The sequence below is a fragment of the Stenotrophomonas sp. S4 genome (genome assembly GCF_054187805.2).
This window is the reverse complement of sequence record NZ_CM196188.1, coordinates 969,151-993,160: the sequence shown is the minus strand read 5'-3', so window position 1 is coordinate 993,160 and position 24,010 is coordinate 969,151. Positions and strand designations below refer to the sequence as shown.

The following is a 24,010-nucleotide window of genomic DNA, read 5'->3' as shown; positions in this document are numbered from 1 at the left end:
TGAGTCTAACAACACATGGCATCAGCGTCCTCCTCCTTGTGCCTCCTGCGCCTGTCCGCACTTGGCGATGTCACCCACGTGGTGCCCCTGGTGCGTACCCTGCAGGCCGCGCGCCCGGACACGCCGATCCACTGGATCATCGACAAGGTCGGCCACAAGCTGCTCGACGGCCTGCCCGGCGTCACCTTCCATGCCTACGACAAGAAGAGCGGCATGGCCGGGGTCAAGGAACTGCGCAGGCAGCTGCCGCCGGGGCGCTTCGAAGCGCTGCTGCAGATGCAGGTCGCGTTCCGCGCCAACCTGCTGTCGGCCTTCATTCCGGCCGAGCGCCGCATCGGCTACGACCGCAGCCGCTCGAAGGACCTGCATGGGCTTTTCATCAACGAACGCATTCCCGACCGTCCCGGCATCCACGTGCTCGATGCCATCGGCAGCTTCTGCGAACCGCTGGGCCTGCGCCAGGCCGAGGTCAGCTGGGACCTGGCCGTGCCGCAGTCCGCATATGAGTGGGCCGCCGCGCAGTGGCAGGACGATGGTCGCCCGGTGCTGATGATCTCGCCCTGCTCCAGCCACGTGCGCCGTAACTGGTATGCCGACCGCTACGCCGCAGTGGCCAACCACGCGGTCACGCGCGGCTGGCAGGTGGTGCTGTGCGGTGGCCGCAGCGAACTGGAACGCAGCATGGCCGACGCCATCCAGGCACAGCTGCACACACCGGCACTGGACCTGGTCGGCAAGGACACGCTCAAGCAGCTGCCTGCCCTGCTGGCCCGCGCCAACCTGGTGATGACACCGGACTCGGGCCCGATGCACATCGCCAACGCGATGGGCGCCAAGGTGCTGGGCCTGCATGCGGCCAGCAATCCGAACCGCAGCGGTCCCTACTCGGACCGTCGCTACTGCGTGGACCGCTACGACGATGCTGCACGCAAGTACCTCGCCAAGCAGGCCACCGATCTGAAGTGGGGCACCAAGATCGAGTTCGACGATGTGATGGAACTGATCACCGTTGAAGACGGTATCGCTGCCTTCGAACGCTACGTCGCCGACCATCTGGGGTGAGCAGCGGGCTCCATCCACGCATGGCGTGGATCTACTGCATCGGCATCCCCGGGATTACGCGCGCTGCGCGTAATCCTGATACGACTTCTCTTCCACGTACGCCGAACCCAGCGCCAGGTTGATCGCCTTCTTGATGCGCGCGCGTTCGTCATTGCGCAGGTAGACGCTGCGCGCCAGGTCGATGAAGCCCTGGTCGAACGCCTGCGCCTTCTCCTTCAGTCGGATGTCGTCCTCGATATCCCACAGCTGCTCGTTGACCGCCTTCAGCTCGGCACGCAGCTTGGCGATGTCCTTCACCGCCGCCGGGTGCGCCATCCAGGTCTGCTCCAGCGCCGACAGCTCCCTGCGCACGTTGGCCAACTTGCCCTCGTCGCTGATGCGCTCGGACTTGATCTGCAGGATCGAGATCTTGTCCAGCAGCTCGCCGAAAGAAACGGGGACGAGGATTTCAGCGGTCATGGGGAAAGCTCCAGCAGGTGATGCAGGCAGTTTAACCCGCAGCTCGCGATGGAATGGGTAGATCCACGCCATGCGTGGATGGTTCAGCTCGGCAGGAACAGCATCCACGCATGGCGTGGATCTACTGATGCACCTGCCCCGACAGGGGCGGGGAGAGGCCGGCAAAGGGAGGGGCCCACGCGTTGCGCAGCAACGTGTGGGGCGACGCGCAAAGCGCGGCGCGTCCCGCGCCAGATAAAGAAAAAGGGCTGCCTTTCGGCAGCCCTTTTTCTTTATCTGGCGGAGAGGGGGGGATTCGAACCCCCGAGGCGCTATAAACGCCTGCCTGATTTCGAGTCAGGTACATTCAACCACTCTGCCACCTCTCCGGGTGGTCCCCGGCGGACCGGGGACGCGCATCATACGAGGAAGTGAGGCCGACGACAAGTCATTCCGGTCAACGAAGTGAAAATTTCCTGAGTGCATGCCTTGCCGGATGCCTGCAGCCCCCCGATGATGCCTGTCTCCCCAGCAATACCCCGCCCCCGCACACCATGATCGAATTCGGACACCTCACCCACCCCGGCCTGCGCCGCGAGCTCAACGAAGACACCTATTACGGTGACAGCGAGCTGGCCCTGTGGCTGGTGGCCGATGGCATGGGCGGCCACGCCTGCGGCGAGGTGGCCAGCGCGCTGGCCCGCGAAACCATCGTGCGCGAGATCCGCCGTGGCGCGCCGCTGGCCCACGCCATCCGTACCGCCGACGAAGAGATCATCCGCGCCTCGCGGCGGCGCAACGACACCCTGCCGATGGGCACCACCGTGGTCGCCGCACGCGTGCAGGGCAATCGCTATGAAGTGGCATGGGTCGGCGACAGCCGTGCCTATCTGTGGCGTGACGGCCAGCTGGCCCAGCTCAGCCAGGACCACAGCGTGGTGCAGGAGCTGGTCGCGCAGGGCAACCTGACTGCCGAGCAGGCACGCGCGCATCCGCATCGCAACGTGGTCACCCAGGCGCTGGGCGTGACCGATCCGGCACACCTGAACGTGGCCACCACCAGCGGTGAACTGCGCCCCGGCATGCAGCTGCTGCTGTGCAGTGACGGCCTGACCGAGGAAGTGGACGACCGCGGCATCGCCCGCACCCTGGCGTTCGAGGATGCAAGCGCGCAGGAATGCGTGGACACCCTTGTCGCCGCCGCGCTCGACGGCGGTGGCCGCGACAACATCAGCGTGATCCTGGTGCGCTGCCATTAACCCGTAGATCCACGCCATGCGTGGATGCGGCAGTGCCGGCCGCTGGCCGGCTCACCGGGAACCCGCGTATCACGCAGATGCCGGCCAGCGGCCGGCACTACCCCGGTGTATTACGCGCTGGCGGCTTCTTCCGCCTTCGGGCCATCCCACAATGCGTGGCCGGCCTTCTTGCGCAGCCGCTCCAGCCGCGCGGTATGCGCTTCCAGCTCCGACGGCGTCGCCACCACGCGCGGGCGCGGCAGCAGCTTGCTGGTATCGAAGGCCTGCAGCGCCGCACCGGCGCCACCGCCATCGTCATCGCCCAGACCGAAGCCGATTTCCTCCTGGCCCGAGGTCAGCGCGATATAGACGTCGCCCAGGATCTGCGCATCAAGCAGGCCGCCATGCAGTGCACGGTGCGAGTTGTCCACACCCAGCCGCTTGCACAGCGCATCCAGCGAATTGCGCTGGCCCGGGAAGCGCTCGCGCGCCATCACCAGGGTATCGATCACCGTGCAGCGGTCAGTGATCTTCCCGTACTGCGGGCCCAGCAGCGACAGCTCGTTGTCGAGGAAGCCGAGGTCGAATGCCGCGTTGTGGATGATCAGCTCGGCGCCATCGATGAACGCCAGGAACTCATCGGCGATCTGCGCGAAGTCCGGCTTGTCAGCCAGGAACTCCAGGGTCAGGCCGGTGACTTCCTGCGCGCCCTGTTCGAACTCGCAGTCCGGCTTGATGTACTGGTGGTAGTTGTTGCCGGTCGGGCGGCGCTTGAACAGCTCCACGCAGCCGATTTCAACGATGCGGTTGCCCTTCTTCCATTCCAGGCCGGTGGTTTCGGTATCGAGGATGATCTGACGCATGGGCTCAGTTTACCGGGCTCGAGTCGCGGATCTGGATGGCTGCGTTGCGCGCCAGGGTATCCACCCGCTCGTTGTCCGGGTCACCGGAGTGGCCCTTCACCCAGCGCCAGTCGATCTGGTGCCGCAGCGTCGCGGCATGCAGGCGCTCCCACAGTTCGCGGTTCTTCACCGGGTCGCCGCCGGCGGTCTTCCAGTTCTTGCGGATCCAGCCGGGCATCCACTGCGTCAGGCCCTGCCGCACATACTGCGAATCGGTATAGAGCACGATGTTGCACGGCTCGGTGAGCGTCTCCAGCCCGGAAATGGCCGCCATCAGCTCCATCCGGTTGTTGGTGGTGTGCGCTTCGCCGCCGCTCAGTTCACGTTCGTGGCCCTTGTAGCGCAGCAGCGCAGCCCAGCCGCCGGGGCCGGGATTGCCAAGGCAGGAACCGTCGGTGTGGATTTCGATGGTTTTCAATACAACTCCAGATCAGGTAGCAACGGTGCCGTGCCAACGCACCGGCAACGGTTTCGGCCCGGGCAGGGCCAGCGTGCGCTTTTCAGCATGGAACAGGCAGGCCGCACGCAGCGGCGCCCAACCGCCCGGGCGGCGGCTGCCGGCGCCGCGCCAGAGCGGGCCGAGGTAACGCATATCGTCGCACTCCAGCCCGTGGCGGCCGAGCAGCAGGCGGATCCGCTGTGGCGTGCGCACCACCAGTCCGTGCTGGCGCCAGTGCGTGCGGTAAGGGCTGAACGGGTTGAGGCTGCTCAGCCACAGGTGGCCACCCGGCATCAGTACGCGTTCGCACTCGTCCAGCAGCTGGTCGGCATCACCCGTGGTGACATGCTGCAGCACGACCGCGTTGACGCTCTCGTTCGCCAGCGGCAGCGGCAGCGCACAGCGGGTGTCACCGGCATAGCCCTGCCCCTGCCGGAACAGGCGAAGGCCACGCCCGCCCAGCTGCGCATCGTCCAGCCAGGCAGCACTCGGCGCGATCCACAGCCAGGGCTGCGTCGGCAGCACCGACAGCTGCGGCAGCAGCAACTGCCGCTCCAGCACGCGCAAGGACTCCGCCGGTTCACTGTCGAACCACGGGGTCTGGCTCGCTTGACGGGTGCTCTGCAGCGCGGGCATGGTCCAATTCTATGCGACTGACTGCCCTGCCCGCATTTGCGGACAACTACATCTGGACGTTGATCGACGACGCTGGCGCCGCCGTGGTCGTCGATCCCGGCGATGCCGCGCCGGTGCTTGCGCTGGCCGATCAGGGCCTGCGCGTGGACACGATCCTGCTCACCCACCACCACGATGACCACATCGGTGGCGTGCCCGCGCTGCAGGCACGTTTTCCCGGTGTACGGGTCATCGCGCCGGTCGAAGAGCGCATCCCCACGGCAACCGAGCGGGTCGGCGAAGGTGAACGCGTTCAGGCACTGGGCCGGACGTTCCACGTACTATCCGTGCCCGGGCATACCCGCAGCCACATCGCGTTTCACACTGCTGAACATCTTTTCAGCGGAGATTCGTTGTTCAGCCTGGGCTGTGGACGCCTGTTCGAAGGTACGCCGTCCCAGCTTCTGGCATCGATGCGCAAGCTGGGTACCTTGCCCGCGCAACTGCTGCTTTGTTGCGCCCATGAGTACACCGTGTCAAATGCCGTCTTCGCGCGGCATGTCGACCCCGCCAACGCTGCCTTGTGGCAGCGCCAAGAGGAGGCTTTGGCCATGCGCCGCGATGACCGTTCCACCCTGCCGGTAACCCTGGCCAACGAATTCGACTGCAATCCGTTCCTGCGTGTGCACACTGCGCCGATCCGCGCGGCAGTGTCGGCGCACCTGGGCCGCGACGTCGTTGACGACGTCGACGTCATGGCCGGCCTCCGGCACTGGAAAGACGGCTTCCGCGCATGATGCGCCGAAGTCTGCCGCTGGCCCTGGGCCTGGTCCTGGGGCTGGCCGGAACCGCCGGTGCCCAGTCGCTGGGCGCCGGCATCAGCCAGAACCTGACCGCCGCCGCGGCCCTGCCGCTGGATCCGGCCGCGTTGCCGGCCGCGTCGGTCCGCAATGGCCAGGAGATCTTCTCCAGCTTCCGCGACGGCCTGGCCGAGCCTACCTGCAACGCCGACGCCACCAGCCCGCGCTGGCAGAAGCAGTTCGCCCACGCCCCGTCGCGCCTGGCCAACCAGGATGACGATGCGCTGGTGCTGTTCGGCTACGTGGTCGAAGAGCTGCGCAAGGCCAACCTGCCTACCGAATTCGCACTGATTCCGTTCGTGGAAAGCGGCTATCGGCCCAACGCCCGCAACGGCAGCGGCCCGACCGGCCTGTGGCAGTTCATCGCCACCACCGCGCGCAACCACCGCGTGCCCATGGCCAACGGCTACGACGGCCGCCTGTCGGCGGTCGATTCGACCCAGGCTGCAGTGCGCTACCTGAAGACCCTGCACGGGATGTTCGGCGGCGACTGGCGCCTAGCCACCATGGCCTACAACGCTGGTGAGTACCGCGTGCTGCAGTCGCTGCGCAAGGCCGGCATGAATGCGCAGAACGCCAAGCCGTCGGCGCTGCCCGGCCTGTCGCCGGTCACCTACGCCTACGTCGAGAAGCTGCATGCCCTGGCCTGCGTGCTGGAAGACGTGGAAGACCAGCCGGGCGTGATGGCCTCGCTGGACCGCACCGTGCCGGTGCTGAAGGACCACACCCTGCCGGCTGGCACCAGCGTCCAGCAGTGGGCCGCACAGCGCGCCCTGGACCCGGCCAGGATCGCCCGCCTGAACCCTGCCCTGGCTGGGGGGGGGCGCGCCTCGTCGGGCACCACCCGCGTGCTGGCACCGGTCTCGGCCGCCAATGCGACTGTCGCGGAAGCAGCCACTGCGCTGGTCGCCAGCGCCGCACCGGCTGCCGCCGCCACGCCAACGCCGCAGGTCGCCAAGACCGTCGCCGCGATTGCTGATCGTCCGCGCAGCCGCCGCCACACCGTGCGTGATGGCGAGTCGGCCTGGACCATTGCCCGCCGCTACGGCATGCCGGTCAAGGCCCTGCTGTCGCTGAACGGCCTGAGCGGCAGCAGCGTGCTGAAGCCGGGCGCCGTGCTGCGCGTCGAAGACTGAGTCAGGCGCGGCACCACCGCGCCCTGCCCTGTTTTCTGTAGAGCCGAGCCCATGCTCGGCTTTTTCATGCCTGCGCCCAGCAGATGCAGTCGAGCACGACTCGACGCTGCGCATCGACAAGCGCAAAAAAGGCCCGGCATTGCCGGGCCTTTTCGTACCTGCTGCCGGTGAGGCTTACAGGTTCGCTTCGGTGGTCTGGACCACGAACTTCTTGCGCATCGCCTCGATGTAGGCCTTGGCCGCGGCCATGCCGTCGATCTGGCTCAGCTGTTCCTTCAGCTGCTTCTGCTGCTCTGCAGTCACTTCCTTGATGTCGCCCGGATTGACCTTGTTCACCGCGAACAGCAGCGCGTGGCCATTGACGTCGACCTTGCCATAGCTCGGCTTGCCTTCGGCCGGCACTGGCGCACTGAAGATCGCGCGGTTGATTTCCGGGGTCGGCACCGGCTGGCTGCGCGGCAGGCCCGGCATCGGGCTCAGCTGCAGCTTCTCGCTGGCAGCCAGCGACTGCAGGGTGGCGCCCGCCTTCAGCTTGGCCAGAATGGCATCGGCGGCCTTGTCGCTGGCCTGGCGCTGGCGGTCAGCACGGATCGCGGCGATCACCTGCTCACGGGCCTTGTCCAGCGGCAGCGCCTGTTCCGGAGTGTGCGCAGCCACGCGGATGACCACGCTGTGGTTGGTCGCGCCACCCAGGGCGATCGGGTCGCTGGCGGTACCGTCCTGCACCAGCACGTCGGAGAACGCTGCACGCAGCACCGCCGGGTCAGCGGCAATGCCACTGGCGGTCGCGCGGGTGATCGGGCCCAGCGTCTGCAGCGGCAGGTTCACTTCCTTGGCCGCAGCGGCCAGGTCGCTCGGGCTCTTGTTGATGGCATCGACCAGGTGACCGGCCAGCTCGTTGAAGCCACGCTCACCGTCCGCCTTCAGCTGCTCGGCGGCCAGCGTGTCACGCACTTCCTCGAACGACTTGCCCTGGCCACCGCGCACAGCGGCCACCTTGATGATGTGGTAGCCGAACTCGGTTTTCACCGGGCCGATCACGTCACCGGCCTTGGCCGCAAACAGTGCGTCCTCGAACGGCTTCACCATCGCACCGCGCTCGACCCAGCCCAGGTCACCGCCCTGGTCCTTGGAGCCCGGATCTTCCGAATTGGCCTTGGCCAGCGCGCCGAAATCGGCACCGGCGGCCTTGGCTTCGGCAGCGATCTTGTTCGCCTTGGCTTCGGCGCCGTCACCGGTGATCAGGATGTGCGAGGCCTGGCGCTGCTCCGGCGAGGTGAACTTCGCCTTCTCGTCTTCATAGCGCTTGCGCAGGGTCGCTTCATCGGCCGCGGTCGGTGCCGGCAGGTTCGCGCCGTTGATCTCGACGTATTCCAACGACACGCTCTCGGCCTGGCGGAAGTCCTTGCCGTGGCTGTCGTACCACTTCTTGATCTGCTCATCGGTGACCGGCGCGGTATCGGCCGGTACGGGCGGCAACGCGGCCAGCTCGACGTCGCGGGTTTCGCCCAGCAGCTTCAACAGGCGCTCGGTCTCGGCCTGGGTGACGAAGCCGGAGCTCTGCAGGCCCGACGGGATCACCGACTGCTGCAGGCTCTCACGCACCAGTTCCTGGAACTGGGTCGGCGTACGCGGCGGGTTGCTGCCGGCCAGGGCCAGGCGATAGTTGTTCTCGTTGAACTTGCCGTTCGAATCGAGGAACGCCGGCATGGTCGCGATGTACTCACGCACCGCGCCGTCGCCGATCACCACGCCCGCCTGTTCACCAACCAGGCGCACGACCTGCTCGTCGATCAGCTGGTCGAGCACGGCCATCTTGTTCTCGGTGCTCTCGAATGCGCGCGGGTCGAAGTTGTCGCCCTGCTGCTGGCGCTCACGCATGCGCTCCTGCTCGAAACGCGTGCGGAAATCCTGCGAGCTGATCTCGTGGTGCTGCCACAGCATGCGCACCGGCCACCACGACGGCGCCGAACGCCACCAGGTCGGCGGCGCGGAAACCTTGGCCACGTTCTGTGCGCCAACGCCACCGAGGTAGCTGTTGTCGATCACGAACAGGAACGGAATCATCAGCAGCCCCAGGATCACGGTGACGATCCAGCCTGAGGTCTTGTCGCGGAGTTTCTGCAGCATGGTGAGGAATCACAAGGCCTGATTGGCGAGCCCGGCAGTGTAACCCGCTTCGCCGCAGGGACCAAAAGCAGCACCGGCGCGGCCTGCACCCACCTCCGCCATCGATGTGCCAGCCACGGCATCGGCAACGTTCGGCGCGCCACAAAGAAAAAGCCCCCGGCTTACGCCGAGGGCTTTTGAAGTTGGCGGAGCGGACGGGACTCGAACCCGCGACCTCCGGCGTGACAGGCCAGCATTCTAACCAGCTGAACTACCGCTCCGCGCTTGAACTTTGCAGGTGCCCAGTATATCCGAAGACTCTCTGGAAACCCAGCCCGATGAACACTTTTTTCAAAGTTTTTTCACAGGGACTTAAGAATTCTGCAATGGCGGAGCGGACGGGACTCGAACCCGCGACCTCCGGCGTGACAGGCCAGCATTCTAACCAGCTGAACTACCGCTCCGTTCTTGCAAAAACCTTTTCGTCTTCCTCCCGAACCTGTCGGTGAGAAGACAAGGCCCCCAGCTTTAGGCCGGGGGCCTCGATGTAATGGCGGAGCGGACGGGACTCGAACCCGCGACCTCCGGCGTGACAGGCCAGCATTCTAACCAGCTGAACTACCGCTCCGCGTTGTTGCTTTTTTTGCTTTCAGCCGGCCTGGACCGGGGAGAAAACAAAGCCTCCAGCTTTTGGCCGGAGGCCTCGTTGAATGGCGGAGCGGACGGGACTCGAACCCGCGACCTCCGGCGTGACAGGCCAGCATTCTAACCAGCTGAACTACCGCTCCACACTCAAACTTTTACCGCGGTGCTGTGGTGGGTGCTGAGGGTTTCGAACCCCCGACCCTCTCCGTGTAAAGGAGACGCTCTACCGCTGAGCTAAGCACCCCAGCGAGCCGCTTAGTTTACAGCATCCTTCAGGGCCTTACCAGCCTTGAACGACGGATTCTTCGAAGCAGCGATCTTGATGGTATCGCCGGTCTTCGGGTTGCGGCCGGTGCGGGCAGCACGGTCGCGGACCTGGAAGGTACCGAAGCCAACCAGGGTGACCGCATCGCCGTCCTTCAGCGCCTTGGTGACGGCAGCAACGACGGCATCGACAGCGCGGCTGGACTCGGCCTTGGTCAGGTCTGCAGCTTCAGCAACGGCATCGATCAATTCGGTCTTGTTCATTCTCTACAACTCCTTTGGCGGTGGGTTCCGCTTATTCGACAGGGAAGCAACCGCACGCGCTCTGCATGCGGCCGCCATGTGGAAACGGTTCGCCGAATTCAGCGATCGCCAGACTGCGATCACTCATTCGCGAGTGCTGCTTTTATACCAGCGGCCCTACCCCCACGCAAGCTGGAAAGCCAGCAACGACGCGGGTTTCGGGCCATTGGACAGCGCGCGTCAATGCTTGACGCGCGCGTTTCCACTCGGTTTGGCCTTGCTGCGCACCGTGACACGTTGCGCACTCTTGCGCGCCTTCTTCGGTGCCAACGGACGCTCCAGCGCCAGGTCCAGGACTTCTTCGATGTACTTCACCGGCACGATCTCCAGATCGCGGGTGACGTTGGCCGGGATGTCGGCCAGGTCCTTGCGGTTCTCTTCCGGGATGATGACCGTGCGGATGCCGCCACGCAGTGCAGCCAGCAGCTTCTCCTTCAGGCCACCGATGGCGGTGACGCGACCCCGCAGGGTGATCTCACCAGTCATCGCCACATCGGCGCGCACCGGCACCTTGGTCAGCATCGATACCAGCGAGGTGACCATCGCCGCACCGGCACTCGGGCCGTCCTTCGGCGTGGCGCCATCGGGCACGTGCAGGTGCACGTCGTGCTTCTGCAGGAAGTCGCTGTCGATGCCGAAGCCGACCGCGCGCGAACGCACCACCGACAGCGCCGCCGACGCCGATTCCTTCATCACGTTGCCGAGCTGGCCGGTCAGGATCAGCTGGCCCTTGCCCGGCACCAGCGTCGATTCGATCTGCAGCAGATCGCCACCGACTTCAGTCCAGGCCAGGCCGGTGACCAGGCCGATCTCGTTCTCTTCCTCGGCACGGCCGAAGTCGAAGCGACGCACGCCCAGGTACTTGTCCAGATTCTTGCTGGACACGCTCACCAGCGCCTTGGACTTCTTCGCGCCCTTCTTCGCCTTCACCGGCTGCGGCCCGGCCAGCGCGATCTCCTTCACCACCTTGCGGCAGATCTTGGCGATCTCGCGTTCCAGGTTGCGCACGCCCGATTCGCGCGTGTAGTAGCGCACGATGTCCTGGATCGCATCACTGCCGATCTCCAGCTCTTCCGGCTGCAGGCCGTTGGCCTTGATCTGCTTCGGCACCAGGTAGCGGGTGGCGATGTTGAGCTTCTCGTCCTCGGTGTAGCCGGGGATGCGGATCACTTCCATGCGGTCCAGCAGCGGGCCCGGAATGTTGAGCGAGTTCGAGGTGGCCACGAACATCACTTCGGACAGGTCCAGGTCCACTTCCAGGTAGTGATCGTTGAACGCGTTGTTCTGCTCCGGATCGAGCACTTCCAGCAGCGCCGAAGACGGATCGCCACGGAAGTCCATCGACATCTTGTCGATCTCATCGAGCACAAACAGCGGGTTCTTGCTGCCGACCTTGTTGAGGTTCTGCACGATGCGGCCCGGCATCGAACCGACGTAGGTACGACGGTGGCCACGGATCTCGGCCTCGTCGCGTACGCCGCCCAGCGACATGCGCACGAACTTGCGGTTGGTGGCCTTGGCGATGGACTGGCCGAGCGAGGTCTTGCCCACGCCCGGCGGCCCGACCAGGCACAGGATCGGGCCCTTCATCTGCTTCACGCGCGACTGCACCGCCAGGTATTCAAGGATGCGCTCCTTGACCTTCTCCAGGCCGTAGTGGTCGGCATCGAGGGTGTCCTGCGCGGCCTTCAGGTCCTTGCGCACCTTGCTGCGCTTCTTCCACGGCACGCCCAGCAACCACTCCAGGTAGTTGCGCACGACGGCCGCTTCAGCCGACATCGGCGACATCTGCTTGAGCTTGTTCAGTTCGTTGCGCGCCTTGGCTTCAACGGCCTTCGGCATGCCGGCTTCGGCGATCTTGCGGGCCAGTTCTTCCAGTTCACCCGGCGCGTCATCCAGGTCACCCAGTTCCTTCTGGATGGCCTTCATCTGTTCGTTGAGGTAGTACTCGCGCTGGCTCTTCTCCATCTGCGACTTCACGCGGCCGCGGATGCGCTTCTCCATCTGCTGCACGTCGATCTCGCCGTCGACCAGGCCGACCAGCATCTCCAGGCGGTCACCGACGGCCAGCGTTTCCAGCAGGCGCTGCTTGTCGGCCAGGCGCACGCTGATGTGCGCGGCGATGGTGTCGGCCAGGCGCGCCGGCTCATCGATGCCCGACAGCGTCTGCAGCAGTTCCGGCGGCAGCTTGCGGTTGGTCTTCACGTACTGCTCGAACAGAGACATCAGCGAGCGGGCGATCGCCTCGACCTCGCGCGCTTCGCGCTCGTCGCTGGCATCGATCTCCACGGCCTGGCCGTGCAGCGAGCCGTTGCGCTCGTCGACGTGGGTGACCTGCACGCGCGACAGGCCTTCGACCAGCACCTTGATGGTGCCGTCGGGCAGCTTCAGCAGCTGCAGCACCTGCGCCAGCGTACCGACCTGGTAGAGGTCGGCCGCATGCGGGTCGTCGGTCTCGGCCAACTTCTGCGCCAGCAGCAGGATGCGCTTGTCCGCTTCCATTGCCTGTTCGAGCGCGTGCATGGACTTGTCACGGCCGACGAACAGCGGGATGACCATGTGCGGGAACACCACTACGTCGCGCAGCGGCAGGACCGGCAGGTCGAGGGTTTCACTTGGGGAACGGGCCATGGGGGCTCCAGGGAAGGGGAAAACCGCCTCCGGGAGGGCATCTTCCGGAGACAAAAAAAGCCGATGGCCCCGTTATGGGGCCATCGGCTTTCAGATGCAAGGCATTCCTTGAAAATCCTTTCCAATCAACAACCTGGAAGGATCACTCGGCGCCTGCGGCCTTCTGTTCAGGGGCCGCCGGGGTCTGGTAGATCAGGTACGGCTCGGACTTGTGCTCGATCACCGACTCGTCCACCACCACCTTGCTGACGTTTTCCTGCGACGGCAGGTCGTACATGGTGTCCAGCAGGACCGATTCGACGATGGTGCGCAGGCCACGGGCACCGGTCTTGCGCTTGAGCGCCTTCCTGGCGATGGCCGACAACGCGTCCGGACGGAACTCCAGCTCGACGTTCTCCATCTCGAACAGCTTCTTGAACTGCTTGGTGATGGCGTTCTTCGGCTCGGTCAGGATCTTGATCAGGGCCGGCTCGTCCAGCTCCTCCAGGGTCGCCACCACCGGCAGGCGGCCGACGAACTCGGGAATCAGGCCGAACTTGATCAGGTCTTCCGGCTCGACTTCAGCCAGCACCTTGCCCACTTCCTGCTTGCGCTCGCTGCTCTTCACCTTGGCGCCGAAGCCGATGCTGCCGACGTCGGTGGAACGGGCCTGGATCACCTTGTCCAGCCCGGCGAACGCGCCGCCGCAGATGAACAGGATGTTCTTGGTGTCCACCTGCAGGAATTCCTGCTGCGGGTGCTTGCGGCCACCCTGCGGCGGAACGCTGGCCACGGTGCCTTCGATCAGCTTCAGCAGGGCCTGCTGCACGCCTTCGCCGGACACATCGCGGGTGATCGACGGGTTCTCGCTCTTGCGCGAGATCTTGTCGATTTCATCGATGTAGACGATGCCCTGCTGTGCCTTCTCGACGTCGTAGTCGCACTTCTGCAGCAGCTTCTGGATGATGTTCTCCACGTCCTCGCCCACGTAACCGGCTTCGGTCAGCGTGGTGGCGTCGGCCATGGTGAACGGCACGTTGAGCAGGCGGGCCAGGGTCTCCGCCAGCAGCGTCTTGCCCGAACCGGTCGGGCCGACCAGCAGGATGTTCGACTTCGCCAGTTCGACGTCGTCGTTCTTCTGCCGGCTCTCGATGCGCTTGTAATGGTTGTACACGGCCACGGCCAAGGTGCGCTTGGCGCGGTTCTGGCCGATCACGTACTGGTCGAGGACCTCGAGGATCTCGCGCGGCTTGGGCAGCGAACTGCGCGCCGACTGCGCCTTTTCCTCGAGTTCCTCACGGATGATGTCGTTGCACAGCTCCACGCACTCATCGCAGATGAATACGCTCGGACCCGCAATCAGCTTGCGCACTTCATGCTGGCTCTTGCCGCAGAAAGAGCAGTAGAGGATCTTGCCGGTGTCCGTGGAACGACCTTGGCGGTCTTCGCTCATGCTTCGCTTACCCAGTTACCCCACCCGCTGAACGGGGGTTCGATTCGAGAATAGCACAGGGCCGAGGGGACGCCAGTCCCGCCCGACCCTGCAGGAACGGGGCCTCCATGGCCCCGTGAAGGCCGGTCAACCGGCCTGGATCGACTCATCCGGACGACGCTCCAGGACCTGGTCGACCAGACCGTAGGCCTGCGCCTCGAAGGCGCTCTTGAAGTTGTCGCGCTCGGTGTCGCGGGCGATCGTCTCCAGCGACTGGCCGGTGTGCTTGGCCAGCACCTCGTTCAGGCGCGAACGCAGGGTCAGGATCTCGCGCGCGTGGATGTCGATGTCGGTGGCCTGGCCCTGGTAGCCACCCAGCGGCTGATGGATCATCACGCGCGAATTCGGCAGCGCATAGCGCTTGCCGGCTTCGCCCGCGGCCAGCAGCAGGGCGCCCATCGAGGCGGCCTGGCCGATGCAGGTGGTGCTCACATTCGGCTTGATGTACTGCATGGTGTCGTAGATCGCCATGCCGGCGGTGACCACGCCACCCGGCGAGTTGATGTAGATGTTGATGTCCTTTTCCGGGTTTTCCGATTCCAGGAACAGCAACTGCGCCACCACCACGTTGGCCATGTGATCGTCGATCGGGCCCACGAGGAAGATCAGGCGCTCCTTCAACAGGCGCGAATAGATGTCGTAGGCACGCTCGCCGCGGCTGGTCTGCTCGACCACCATCGGAACCAGGTTCAGGGCTTTGGTTCGGTTGTCCATTACGTGAGGTACCTATCTTGGGGGGCAACAACCCCGCGCCGGCAAAGGCGCGGGGCATCCGGTGATCCGCCCGGGCTTACTGGCGGATCGCGTCCTGGAACGACAGCTTCTCTTCGGTGTGCTGGGCACGCTCGGCGATCCAGTCGATCACCTGCTCTTCCATCACGCGGTTCTGCAGGCCAGACATCAGCTGGGGGTCGTTGCGGTACATCTCAATGACCTGTTCCGGCTCTTCGTAGGTCGAAGCGATCAGACGCATCGTTTCGTTCAGGCGCTTGGCTTCCAGGCGCAGGTCGTTGATGCGGGCCACTTCACCGACCAGCAGGCCGACCAGCACGCGCTTGGCGGCGGCATCCTTGAAGCCCTCGTGGGCATCTGCCGGGATTTCGCCGACGTTCTGGCCGTTGCGGCGGATCTGCTCGACCTGCTGGGCCAGCATGGCGCGGGCCTCGTTCTCGACCAGGCGCGGCGGCATTTCCACCGAGGCGTAGGCGGCGATCAGCTGCTCGCCCACTTCACGGCGCAGGCGGTTCATCAGCGCGCCCTTCAGCTCGCGCTCCAGGTTGGCGCGGATGTCGCTGCGGAACTGCTCGACGTCGCCGCCCTTCACGCCGAAGCTCTTGATGAAGGCTTCGTCGACCGCCGGCACGACCGGCTCGGACACTTCGGCGACCTTGACGGTGACCTGCACGGTCTTGCCGGCCAGCACCGGCACGCGCCAGTCAGCCGGGAACTCGACGTCCAGGGTCTTTTCTTCGCCCTTGGCCAGGCCGACCAGGCCCTTTTCGATGGTGTCGAACATCATGCCCTGGCCGAGCACGATCGAACCCTTCTCGGTGCCTTCGGCCGGCAGGCGCTCTTCGCCGGCCTGCGACCAGGTTTCCACCGCAACCAGGTCACCGTCCTGCGCACCACGGCTGACCGGGGCCCAGGTACGACGCTGGTTCTGCAGGTTCTCGATCATCTGGTCGATGTCGGCGTCGGTGATCTCGGCGCTGTGGCGCACGACGGTCAGCTTGCTGACGTCGATGTCGCCGAAGTCCGGCACCACTTCCACGGTGGCCACGAAGGAGAACTCACCCTCGTCGCCCTTGTCGATGCGCGGGCTGCCGACGATGCGCAGATCGTGCTCGCGCACGGCGGCATCGAAGGTCTCGCGCAGCAGGCCGTCCAGCGCCTCGCCACGGACCTGCGCGCCGAAGCGCTGCTCGATCACCTTGGCCGGCACCTTGCCCGGACGGAAACCCTTGATGCGGGTGGTGCGGGCGATTTCGCCCAGGCGGCCGACGATGTGGCTCTGCAGACGCTCTTCCGGCAGCGAGAAGCTCAGGCGGCGTTCCAGGTTGCCGGTGGATTCGATCGAAGCTTGCATGTTGACTCCTGCCACCGGTGGCCCAGGCCCCCGGCTCGATGATTGGGATGAAACGGTTGTAAGGACACGACGTCTGGGACGCGCCTGCTTGCCGCAGCCCTTTAGTTTCGCCCAATTCGGCCTGCACTGCCAGCGCGTGCCGGTCAAGGGGGCGCCGATGGCCCGATCAGGGCGGGGACAGGCCGGCACTGGTGCGAAAGGGGGGACTCGAACCCCCACGCCTTGCGGCACTGGAACCTAAATCCAGGGCGTCTACCAATTCCGCCACTTTCGCGTGGCCGGCACAGGCGTTCATTGTCGCAGGCGGCGACTGGAATCGGAAGGCCTGCACAAAGCTGAATCCACTACGCTCCGCGCCATCGCTGCATCGCAGCCGCCCGGCGGGCGCGCGACCCGCCGGGGCGGCTGCAGCTTACTGCTGCGGTACGGCGCGGGCCGGCGCCACGCCTGCACCAGGGTCGACGGCCGCATCCACCTTCCGGACCTCCACGCCCCCATCGTCGGTACGACGCAGGGCCCCCGACTCCGGCGCAGCCTTGCGCACATCCACCGAACCGTCCGCATTGCGCTGCATGTCCACCGCGTCGGGCAGGACCTCCCCTTCCGCAGGCTGGGCCGGCTGCATCTGCATGGCGTCACCGACCGGGCGCGCCGGAATGCTCTCCGCGCTCGCATCGCGCTCGACGGTCTGCGCGGGATCATTGCCCGGCGTGCAGGCCGCCAGTGCCATCAACGCGAAGGGAACCCACAGCGCGCGGTGCAATCGAGTGATCTCAGCCATCAACATCTTCCTTCGTGCATGCGCCATCGGCGCGGAAGATCCATTGGGTGCGATGCAGGACGCGATGCGGTGAGAAGCAGCGCACAGCATTGAAAACACTGATGACGCGTATGCCCCCGATTTCAGCACCGCTTCAGTAGATCCACGCCATGCGTGGATGACGCTCAACCCGGCGCGCAGACAAGAAAAAAGCCATTTGGCGAACCAAGTGGGAAGCTGCCGCGCATTCGCGCCGCAGCCCCACGCTTTGCGCGGCAAAGCGCGGGCCCCACTTCATCAGCCCCCACATCCCCGCGGCTTCGCCGCGCCCCCTTGACTCAAGGGGGCTCCACACCAGCCAGCGCACTGACATCCGCACGCTCAACCCGGCGCGCAGACAAGAAAAAAGCCACTTGGCGAACCAAGTGGCTTTCGTCTGGTGGGCTGTCAAGGATTCGAACCTTGGACCTATTGATTAAGAGTCAACTGCTCTACCAACTGAGCTAACAGCCCGAAATCGGGGCGCGAATTATGACCCGATCCGCTCGGTGGGTGCAAGCACTTTCTTCAACATCGTTGAAACCAGTACTGCGATCCCGCTGCGTTGCAGATCCACACCAGGCGGGGCCCTGCAACGTGTGACCATCGAAACGAAAGGGTCACACTTATAAGAAAAAAGCCACCTGGCGTACCAGGTGGCTTCCGTCTTGGTGGGCCGTCAAGGATTCGAACCTTGGACCTATTGATTAAGAGTCAACTGCTCTACCAACTGAGCTAACGGCCCGTGAAACTCAGACGCACATTGTAGCGTGCTTTCTGTTTATTGCAATACCGTTTCGGCTGCGCCGATGCGGTTGAATCAGTGGGGTGGCTGAGGGGATTCGAACCCCCGACCACCGGAATCACAATCCGGTACTCTAACCAACTGAGCTACAGCCACCACTGAAACTTTCGTTCCCCGCCGATGCCGCTGGCGATGGAACCTCAAACCTTTGCCTGGAGACTGTCACCGAAGTTCCGGTCCGCCGAAGCGAGTCCGATATTCTGGTGGAGTCTTTACGCTTTTGCAAGCACTTCTTCACATCCGCCGATGCGACCCCGCTGTCTCGCCGATGGCGCGCCCGACAGGAATCGAACCTGTAACCGCCGGCTTAGAAGGCCGGTGCTCTATCCAGTTGAGCTACGGGCGCCCGAACCGGAACGGTGTCCAATCCGACGTGACGTGGGATTGGTCGGGGTAGAGGGATTCGAACCCCCGACATCCTGCTCCCAAAGCAGGCGCGCTACCAGACTGCGCTATACCCCGGTCTTGCAATCCCCTCGGGCCAGGCCCGGGGAGTCGTTCATTGTCGCCAAGCACATCGCGAACTGTCAACGCGGGCGGCTACAACCTGAAGTCTGCCACAGCGCCGTGCGTGGTCATCCGCTATGCTCGCGGTCATCGGCCGGATGGCCGTCCCGACCCTCATTCGCACGGAGAACACGCATGCGCAGCGGCAACCCGGCTCTTTCCGAGTCGACCTTCCTCGACCTCGCCAGCGGTTCGGTGGTGACCAGCCCCGACCAGGTGATGACCCTCAACGGCACCGCCAACAAGACCGGCATCCTGCTGCTGTTGACCGTGCTGACCGCGGCATTCGCCTGGAGCCAGTCGGTTGACGAGTACGGCCAGATTTCCGGCAGCGCGAGCCTGTACGCCATCGGTGGCGCGATCGGCGGCCTGGTGCTGGCGCTGATCACCATCTTCAAGAAGGAATGGTCGCCGGTCACCGCGCCGATGTACGCGCTGGTCGAAGGCCTGTTCCTGGGCGCCGTGTCGGCCCTGTTCAACATGAAGTACCCGGGCATCGTGTTCCAGGCCGTGCTGCTGACCTTCGGCACCCTGGCCGCACTGCTGTTCGCATACCGCAGCGGCGTGATCAAGGCCACCGAGAACTTCAAGATGGGCGTGGTCGCTGCCACCGGCGGCATCGCCCTGCTCTACCTGGCCTCGTTCGTGCTGGGCTTCTTCAACATCAATGTGCCGGTGATCCATGACTCCAGCTGGCTGGGCATCGCCTTCAGCCTGTTCGTGGTGGTCGTGGCCGCGCTGAACCTGGTGCTGGACTTCGACTTCATTGAAACCGGCGTGGCCCAGCGCGCGCCGAAGTACATGGAGTGGTATGGCGCATTCGGCCTGATGGTGACCCTGGTCTGGCTGTACGTGGAATTCCTGCGCCTGCTGTCGAAGATCCAGCAGCGCTGAGTCCAGCCACGCCGAAAACGACAAGCCGCGATCCGCAAGGGTCGCGGCTTTTTTTGTGGGCCGCGCCTGCTCGACTGTTTCAGGCGGTAGAGTCGAGCACGCTCGACGCTACGGAACACGCCCCCATGACCGACACCTTCCACAGCTACCGCCCGGCTGAAGGCCACCGCCTGCCGCATGACCCGTTCAACGCCATCATCGGCCCGCGCCCGATCGGCTGGATTTCCAGCTGCGACGCGCAAGGCATGTTGAACCTGGCGCCCTACAGCTTCTTCAACGCCTTCAACTACACCCCGCCGATCATCGGTTTCTCCAGCCAGGGCCGCAAAGACTCGCTGCGCAACATCGAAGCCACCGGCGAGTTCGTCTGGAACCTGGCCACGTTCGACCTGGCCGTGGCCATGAACGAAAGCTGCCGCGCGGTCGCACCAGATGTCGACGAGTTCGCCCTCGCCGGCCTGACGCCGCTGGCATCCACGCAGGTCGCACCCCCACGTGTTGCACAGAGCCCGGTGAGCATGGAATGCCGCTGCACCCAGATCGTGCGCCTGCGCGATGCCGCCGGCCAGGACACCAGCGGTTGGCTGGTGCTGGGCGAAGTGGTGGCGGTGCATATCGATGCACGGCTGCTGGTCGATGGCATCTACGACACCGCGGCGGCGGCCCCGATCCTGCGCGGTGGCGGGCCCGCCGACTACTTCCGCATCGGCGCCGAACAGCGCTTCCGCATGTTCCGCCCGGCCTGAAGTTCAACTGGTTACGGTCGCGCGAGCAGCACCGGCAGCGACGACGCCAGCAGTGCGATGCCCGAGGCGGTCAACAGGCTCAGAACGATCTGCCGGAAGCGCGCCTCGCTGATGCCGATGTAGACGCGCGCACCCAGCAGGGTCGGCACCAGCATCGCCGGTGCCACGATGGCGAAGTACGACAGCATCTGCCGGCTCACCAGGCCGCTGCCGACATAGGTGGCCATGGTCACTGCCAGCATCGCCAGATTGAAGTTCTGGATGACCGCGCGCTGCTCGTCCTTGCCGAAGCCACGCAGCGTGCTCCACAGCGTCGGCACCGGTCCAGCGAAACCACCGATGCCGCTGAGCACGCCACCTGCCATGCCGGCGATCGCGTCACCGATACGACCGCCCACGCGGATCGGCGGCAATGATCGCGCCATCAGCATCACCGGGCACCACAGCGCAAGGAAGCCGCCCAGCAGCGCCTTGAACCAGTCCATGTCCAGTTGCGGCAACACCATCACGCCCAGCGGGATGCCCGCCAGCCCACCCAGCACGAACGGCAGCAGCAGGCGCAGATTGAACCCGCGGCGCACGGTGAACACTGCCACCAGCTGACCAACCAGCGCGCCGAACACCGACAGCGTAGCGGCCAGGCGCGGCTCCAGCCCCCACGCCCAGAACGACATCGCTACCATCCCGAAGGCGAAACCGGACAGGCCCTGCACGAATCCGGCGACGATCGCGCCGAGCGCGACCAGCAGATACACCGACTCCATCACCACCTCGGTTGCAACCGCGCGACTACCCTGCCGCGCTCACCTGTGCAGCGTAGTGCGCCGCGAGATGCTCGACCAGCGCACGCACCTTGGGCGCCAGCGCACGCGCATGCGGATACAGCGCGAAGTAGCACCGCTGGCCGGCATGCCAGGCCGGCAGTACGCGGATCAAACGACCGGCGCGCAGATCCTCCTGCACGGTCAGCGCGGTGAACAGGCTGATGCCCATGCCGGCCAGCGCGGCAGCGTACAGTGCGGGCGTGGCATCCACGCGCAGGCGCTGCCCGGCTTCGACGCTCGCGGTTGCGCCGCGCGGCCCCTGCAACTGCCAGGGCGGCATTGACGGCGTGGGACTGAAACCCAGCAGCGTGTGCTGTGCCAGGTCCGCTGCCTGCCGCGGCAGGCCGTGGCGCGCCAGGTAGGCCGGTGCGGCGACCAGGATGCGCGGGCAGCTGGCCAGTTCGCGCGCGACCAGCTGGCTGTCCGGCAATGAAGCCGCGATGCGCAGGGCCAGGTCGAAACCACCGCCCACTACATCGACCAGCTGATCATCTGCCGACAGGTCCAGCGTAACCTGCGGATAACGCTGCAGGAACGACGGCAGCCAGTGCGGCAGCTCCTGGCTGGCCACCACCTGCGGCACGCTGATACGTACGCTGCCACTGGGTTGCGCCTGCCCGGCACGGGCACGGTCGTCGGCTTCCTGCAGGCGGTCCAGCAGCGTCGCCGCCTCACGGTAGTAATCGCGCCCGGCCTCGGTCAACGACAGCCGACGGCTGTTGCGATCGAGCAGGCGCACCTGCAGGTGTTCTTCCAACTGCCGCAGTTGCCGCGACATCGCCGAATGGGTGGTCCCCAGGCGTTCGGCGGCCGCAGTAAAGCTGCCGGCGTCGACGATGGCGCGCAGCGCACGCAGGGCGGCGAAGTGATCCATCGGCGGGCAGCTCCAGGTGGCGGGGCCCGCGGCATGCGGGCCCCGCCAGCTTATCAAGCGCCGTCGCCAGCCTTGCGCACCGGCAGTGCCAGGATCGCGTCAGTCGTCATGACATCGCCGAAGGTGTCCTCGATCTGGGCCAGAGAAGCTTCATGCAGCGCGCGATGGCCGATGCGCTGGCCGCCGGCCAGGTCCAGGTCACGGCTGGCGCTGGCATCGGACGAGACGATCACCCGGTAGCCACGTGGCGCGGCCGCCGCATCGCGCGCAGCACCGGCCACGCAGGCATGGGTCTGCAGGCCGGTGACGATCAGGGTGTCGATGCCGGCGCTCTTCAGCACCTGGTCGAGCGCGGCGGCGGACGCGCCGGCGAACACACTGACGTTGTCCTTCTGCACCACGGTCTCGCCCTGGCGCGGCTGCAGGTCGCGATGGAAGGCAGCATTGACGCTGCCCTGCGCGAACAGGGGTGCGCCGGCCGGCAGCACGTGCTGCACATGGATCACGCGGATGCCGTGGGCGTCGGCAAATTCGACCACCCGCTTGGCCTGCCGCAGCGCGGCCACGCCATCGGGAATGACCATGCGGCCACCGGCAAAGCCCGGTGCGGCCTTGGCATCGAAGTACTCATTCTGGAAGTCGATCACCAGTACGGCGGTCTTCGCCGCATCCAGCGAGGTCGCGACCGGCGCGCCGGCCATGTGGCGGATGGTGGGATGGGCCGGCTCGGCAGCGGCAGCGGAGGTAGCGGTGGCCATGCCGATCAGGCTGGCCAGACCAAAGGCGGTGAGGTTCATGTTCAAGCTCCTGTGCGGTGGAAAGTGGGCACATGATGCGGAGCGGATGGCGCACGAACCAGCCGCCAAGCCGCACATGATCTGTGCGATATGCGCACAGACAACCCCCTGTAGAGCCAGCCCATGGGTGACTGCGTACCAACGCCGGCCATCCACGCATGGCGTGGATCCAACGAGCCAGTCCACAACGCAACGGGGCGCCCGAAGGCGCCCCGCTGTGGATCCAACCGAGGTCGGCCGGCCGCTTACAGGCGGCTGGCGATGGCCTGGGCAAAGCTCATGGTGGTGCCGGTGCCGCCCAGGTCGCCGGTCAGCGAGTCCTTGGCTTCCATGGTCGCCACGATGGCCTTGCGCAGGCGCTCGGCGTTTTCCGGCTGGCCGACATGGTCCAGCATCTGCGCGGCTGCCAGCAGCAGCGCGCACGGATTGGCCTTGCCCTGGCCGGCGATGTCCGGCGCGGTGCCGTGCACGGCTTCGAAGATCGCCGCGTCCTTGCCGATGTTGGCACCCGGGGCCAGGCCCAGGCCGCCGACCAGACCCGCGCACAGGTCGGAGATGATGTCACCGAACAGGTTGGTGGTGACGATCACATCGAACTGCTCCGGACGCATCACCAGCTGCATGCAGCAGTTGTCGACGATCATTTCCTGGAACTCGATCTCCGGGTACTGTGCGGCGACTTCACGGGCGACGTTCAGGAACAGGCCCGAGGTCGACTTGATGATGTTGGCCTTGTGCACGGCGGTGACCTTCTTGCGACCGGTGCTCTTGGCCAGCTCGAAGGCGTAGCGCACGATGCGCTCGGAGCCCTTGCGGGTGATGCGGGTGCCGGAGAAGGCGGTCTCGCCGTCGGCCGACACTTCCTGGCCTTCGGCCAGGTAGGCACCTTCGGTGTTCTCACGAACGGTGATCAGGTCGACGTTGTCGAAACGCGACTTGGTGTTCGGGAAGGTGTGGGCCGGACGCACGTTGGCGTACAGGTCGAAGTGACGGCGCAGGCTGACGTTGATCGAGGTGAAGCCACCACCGACCGGGGTGGTCAGCGGGCTCTTCAGCGCGACCTTGTTGCGCGCGATCGATTCCAGGGTCACCGCCGGCATCAGGTCGCCGTGCTTTTCCAGGGCCACCAGGCCGGCGTCGGCGTCTTCGTACTCCAGGCCAGTCTTGAGCTGGTCGAGCACGAACAGGGTGGCGTCCATGATTTCCGGGCCAATGCCGTCGCCGCGGATGACCGTAATTTTCTGCGTCATTGATCGATGTTCCGAACAGGGGGAAAAACGCCGTCCGGACGTGCCCGGAAACGCCGGCGCAAAGGAAGTTTCACCGGCAATTATGCCTGAGCCGGGGCCGAGGTCCCAAATAGACCATGGTCCCAGTACCCGGCCCAGGCAGAATTGCCCGCGCATCCCACCTTATCCCCGCGCCTGTCGGCGCGCCCCCTTGAACAACAAGGGGGCTCCTGGGTTGATGGATGGATCCCGGGGAAAGCCACGGCACTACCCGAAGGGCCGCGCGGGCCCGCTTCCCGGCCCCGGCAGACAACAAGGGGGCTCCTGGGCTGTTGG

21 protein-coding genes and 12 tRNA genes are annotated in these 24,010 nt (G+C 65.5%); 6 read left to right on the top strand and 27 right to left on the bottom strand.

The features are described from left to right. The first annotated feature begins 15 nt into the window (after window positions 1–15). Complete coding sequence (locus tag ACUZUJ_RS04520) at window positions 16–1,062, top strand: glycosyltransferase family 9 protein (RefSeq protein ID WP_049446665.1); 1,047 nt, start codon at window positions 16–18, stop codon at window positions 1,060–1,062. A gap of 54 nt (window positions 1,063–1,116) precedes the next feature. Here the strand turns inward: ACUZUJ_RS04520 and ACUZUJ_RS04515 are convergent, their stop codons facing one another. Both ACUZUJ_RS04515 and ACUZUJ_RS04510 read right to left on the bottom strand, forming a co-directional pair. Beyond that, window positions 1,117–1,521: a DUF6165 family protein gene (locus tag ACUZUJ_RS04515; protein WP_049446667.1), complete on the bottom strand. Its 405-nt coding sequence runs from the start codon at window positions 1,519–1,521 to the stop codon at window positions 1,117–1,119. A gap of 277 nt (window positions 1,522–1,798) precedes the next feature. Beyond that, window positions 1,799–1,889, bottom strand: a tRNA-Ser gene (locus ACUZUJ_RS04510). A gap of 165 nt (window positions 1,890–2,054) precedes the next feature. Between ACUZUJ_RS04510 and ACUZUJ_RS04505 the strand changes: the two genes are divergently transcribed. After that, a complete protein-coding gene (locus tag ACUZUJ_RS04505; RefSeq protein WP_049446668.1) occupies window positions 2,055–2,759 on the top strand; it encodes a PP2C family protein-serine/threonine phosphatase in 705 nt (234 codons plus the stop codon). Between the two features lie 110 nt (window positions 2,760–2,869). On the opposite strand, the gene dnaQ is transcribed toward ACUZUJ_RS04505, so the two are convergent. Genes dnaQ through ACUZUJ_RS04490 form a run of 3 tightly spaced genes read right to left on the bottom strand, consistent with a single transcriptional unit; the run spans window position 2,870 to window position 4,715 of the window. Further along, window positions 2,870–3,601, bottom strand: coding sequence for a DNA polymerase III subunit epsilon (gene dnaQ, locus ACUZUJ_RS04500; protein WP_049446670.1), 732 nt, complete (start codon window positions 3,599–3,601; stop codon window positions 2,870–2,872). Between the two features lie 4 nt (window positions 3,602–3,605). After that, on the bottom strand, window positions 3,606–4,058 hold the full coding sequence (rnhA, locus tag ACUZUJ_RS04495) for a ribonuclease HI (RefSeq protein ID WP_014036151.1): 453 nt from the start codon (window positions 4,056–4,058) through the stop codon (window positions 3,606–3,608). Window positions 4,059–4,070: 12 nt separating this feature from the next. Further along, window positions 4,071–4,715 (bottom strand): methyltransferase domain-containing protein, encoded by a 645-nt coding sequence (locus ACUZUJ_RS04490; protein WP_049446672.1) that lies wholly within the window; start codon window positions 4,713–4,715, stop codon window positions 4,071–4,073. Window positions 4,716–4,726: 11 nt separating this feature from the next. Between ACUZUJ_RS04490 and gloB the strand changes: the two genes are divergently transcribed. Both gloB and ACUZUJ_RS04480 read left to right on the top strand, forming a co-directional pair. Continuing rightward, complete coding sequence (gene gloB, locus ACUZUJ_RS04485; protein WP_049446674.1) at window positions 4,727–5,491, top strand: hydroxyacylglutathione hydrolase; 765 nt, start codon at window positions 4,727–4,729, stop codon at window positions 5,489–5,491. Then, window positions 5,488–6,690 carry a lytic transglycosylase domain-containing protein gene (locus ACUZUJ_RS04480; protein ID WP_101765001.1) on the top strand — a complete coding sequence of 401 codons (1,203 nt, stop codon included), beginning with the start codon at window positions 5,488–5,490 and terminating at the stop codon, window positions 6,688–6,690. The genes gloB and ACUZUJ_RS04480 overlap by 4 nt, the downstream gene beginning before the upstream one ends. Before the next feature lie 174 nt (window positions 6,691–6,864). Here ACUZUJ_RS04480 and ACUZUJ_RS04475 read toward each other — a convergent pair whose 3' ends face one another. The 18 genes from ACUZUJ_RS04475 to ACUZUJ_RS04390 form a co-directional block, all read right to left on the bottom strand. Then, window positions 6,865–8,820 (bottom strand): peptidyl-prolyl cis-trans isomerase, encoded by a 1,956-nt coding sequence (locus ACUZUJ_RS04475; protein WP_049446681.1) that lies wholly within the window; start codon window positions 8,818–8,820, stop codon window positions 6,865–6,867. 183 nt (window positions 8,821–9,003) lie between these two features. After that, window positions 9,004–9,080 (bottom strand) — tRNA-Asp (locus ACUZUJ_RS04470). A gap of 106 nt (window positions 9,081–9,186) precedes the next feature. Further along, window positions 9,187–9,263, bottom strand: a tRNA-Asp gene (locus tag ACUZUJ_RS04465). Window positions 9,264–9,350: 87 nt separating this feature from the next. Continuing rightward, a tRNA-Asp gene (locus tag ACUZUJ_RS04460) sits at window positions 9,351–9,427 on the bottom strand. A gap of 83 nt (window positions 9,428–9,510) precedes the next feature. Then, window positions 9,511–9,587: transfer RNA gene (locus tag ACUZUJ_RS04455), tRNA-Asp, on the bottom strand. Window positions 9,588–9,613: 26 nt separating this feature from the next. Further along, window positions 9,614–9,688 (bottom strand) — tRNA-Val (locus ACUZUJ_RS04450). Between the two features lie 11 nt (window positions 9,689–9,699). Then, a complete protein-coding gene (hbs, locus tag ACUZUJ_RS04445; protein WP_004146343.1) occupies window positions 9,700–9,972 on the bottom strand; it encodes a non-specific DNA-binding protein Hbs in 273 nt (90 codons plus the stop codon). Window positions 9,973–10,191: 219 nt separating this feature from the next. Continuing rightward, window positions 10,192–12,642: an endopeptidase La gene (gene lon / locus ACUZUJ_RS04440; protein WP_458220193.1), complete on the bottom strand. Its 2,451-nt coding sequence runs from the start codon at window positions 12,640–12,642 to the stop codon at window positions 10,192–10,194. Window positions 12,643–12,784: 142 nt separating this feature from the next. Next, on the bottom strand, window positions 12,785–14,074 hold the full coding sequence (gene clpX, locus ACUZUJ_RS04435) for an ATP-dependent Clp protease ATP-binding subunit ClpX (RefSeq protein ID WP_004154600.1): 1,290 nt from the start codon (window positions 14,072–14,074) through the stop codon (window positions 12,785–12,787). Window positions 14,075–14,200: 126 nt separating this feature from the next. Then, on the bottom strand, window positions 14,201–14,827 hold the full coding sequence (gene clpP / locus ACUZUJ_RS04430; RefSeq protein ID WP_004146318.1) for an ATP-dependent Clp endopeptidase proteolytic subunit ClpP: 627 nt from the start codon (window positions 14,825–14,827) through the stop codon (window positions 14,201–14,203). A 76-nt stretch (window positions 14,828–14,903) separates the two neighbouring features. Continuing rightward, entirely contained in the window at window positions 14,904–16,199 is a 1,296-nt protein-coding gene (gene tig / locus ACUZUJ_RS04425) for a trigger factor (protein WP_014036145.1), read from the bottom strand. 189 nt (window positions 16,200–16,388) lie between these two features. Then, window positions 16,389–16,473, bottom strand: a tRNA-Leu gene (locus ACUZUJ_RS04420). 138 nt (window positions 16,474–16,611) lie between these two features. After that, window positions 16,612–16,980 carry a hypothetical protein gene (locus tag ACUZUJ_RS04415; RefSeq protein WP_458220194.1) on the bottom strand — a complete coding sequence of 123 codons (369 nt, stop codon included), beginning with the start codon at window positions 16,978–16,980 and terminating at the stop codon, window positions 16,612–16,614. Between the two features lie 416 nt (window positions 16,981–17,396). Further along, window positions 17,397–17,472 (bottom strand) — tRNA-Lys (locus ACUZUJ_RS04410). A gap of 195 nt (window positions 17,473–17,667) precedes the next feature. Beyond that, window positions 17,668–17,743, bottom strand: a tRNA-Lys gene (locus ACUZUJ_RS04405). A 79-nt stretch (window positions 17,744–17,822) separates the two neighbouring features. After that, a tRNA-His gene (locus ACUZUJ_RS04400) sits at window positions 17,823–17,899 on the bottom strand. 173 nt (window positions 17,900–18,072) lie between these two features. Beyond that, window positions 18,073–18,149 (bottom strand) — tRNA-Arg (locus tag ACUZUJ_RS04395). A 39-nt stretch (window positions 18,150–18,188) separates the two neighbouring features. Then, window positions 18,189–18,265 (bottom strand) — tRNA-Pro (locus ACUZUJ_RS04390). A 180-nt stretch (window positions 18,266–18,445) separates the two neighbouring features. Here ACUZUJ_RS04390 and ACUZUJ_RS04385 point away from each other — a divergent pair. Together ACUZUJ_RS04385 and ACUZUJ_RS04380 are read left to right on the top strand one after the other, a co-directional pair. Continuing rightward, window positions 18,446–19,204, top strand: coding sequence for a Bax inhibitor-1/YccA family protein (locus ACUZUJ_RS04385; RefSeq protein ID WP_049446684.1), 759 nt, complete (start codon window positions 18,446–18,448; stop codon window positions 19,202–19,204). 125 nt (window positions 19,205–19,329) lie between these two features. Beyond that, the gene (locus ACUZUJ_RS04380; protein ID WP_049446686.1) at window positions 19,330–19,950 is read left to right on the top strand and encodes a flavin reductase family protein; all 621 of its coding nucleotides are present in this window, start codon (window positions 19,330–19,332) and stop codon (window positions 19,948–19,950) included. 11 nt (window positions 19,951–19,961) lie between these two features. On the opposite strand, the gene ACUZUJ_RS04375 is transcribed toward ACUZUJ_RS04380, so the two are convergent. The 4 genes from ACUZUJ_RS04375 to ACUZUJ_RS04360 form a co-directional block, all read right to left on the bottom strand. Further along, on the bottom strand, window positions 19,962–20,714 hold the full coding sequence (locus ACUZUJ_RS04375) for a sulfite exporter TauE/SafE family protein (RefSeq protein WP_101764999.1): 753 nt from the start codon (window positions 20,712–20,714) through the stop codon (window positions 19,962–19,964). Window positions 20,715–20,739: 25 nt separating this feature from the next. Continuing rightward, a complete protein-coding gene (locus tag ACUZUJ_RS04370) occupies window positions 20,740–21,648 on the bottom strand; it encodes a LysR family transcriptional regulator (RefSeq protein ID WP_049446690.1) in 909 nt (302 codons plus the stop codon). Between the two features lie 53 nt (window positions 21,649–21,701). Beyond that, entirely contained in the window at window positions 21,702–22,445 is a 744-nt protein-coding gene (locus ACUZUJ_RS04365) for a cysteine hydrolase family protein (RefSeq protein ID WP_458220195.1), read from the bottom strand. A gap of 245 nt (window positions 22,446–22,690) precedes the next feature. Continuing rightward, on the bottom strand, window positions 22,691–23,695 hold the full coding sequence (locus ACUZUJ_RS04360; protein WP_014036138.1) for an isocitrate dehydrogenase: 1,005 nt from the start codon (window positions 23,693–23,695) through the stop codon (window positions 22,691–22,693). Window positions 23,696–24,010: the final 315 nt, after the last annotated feature.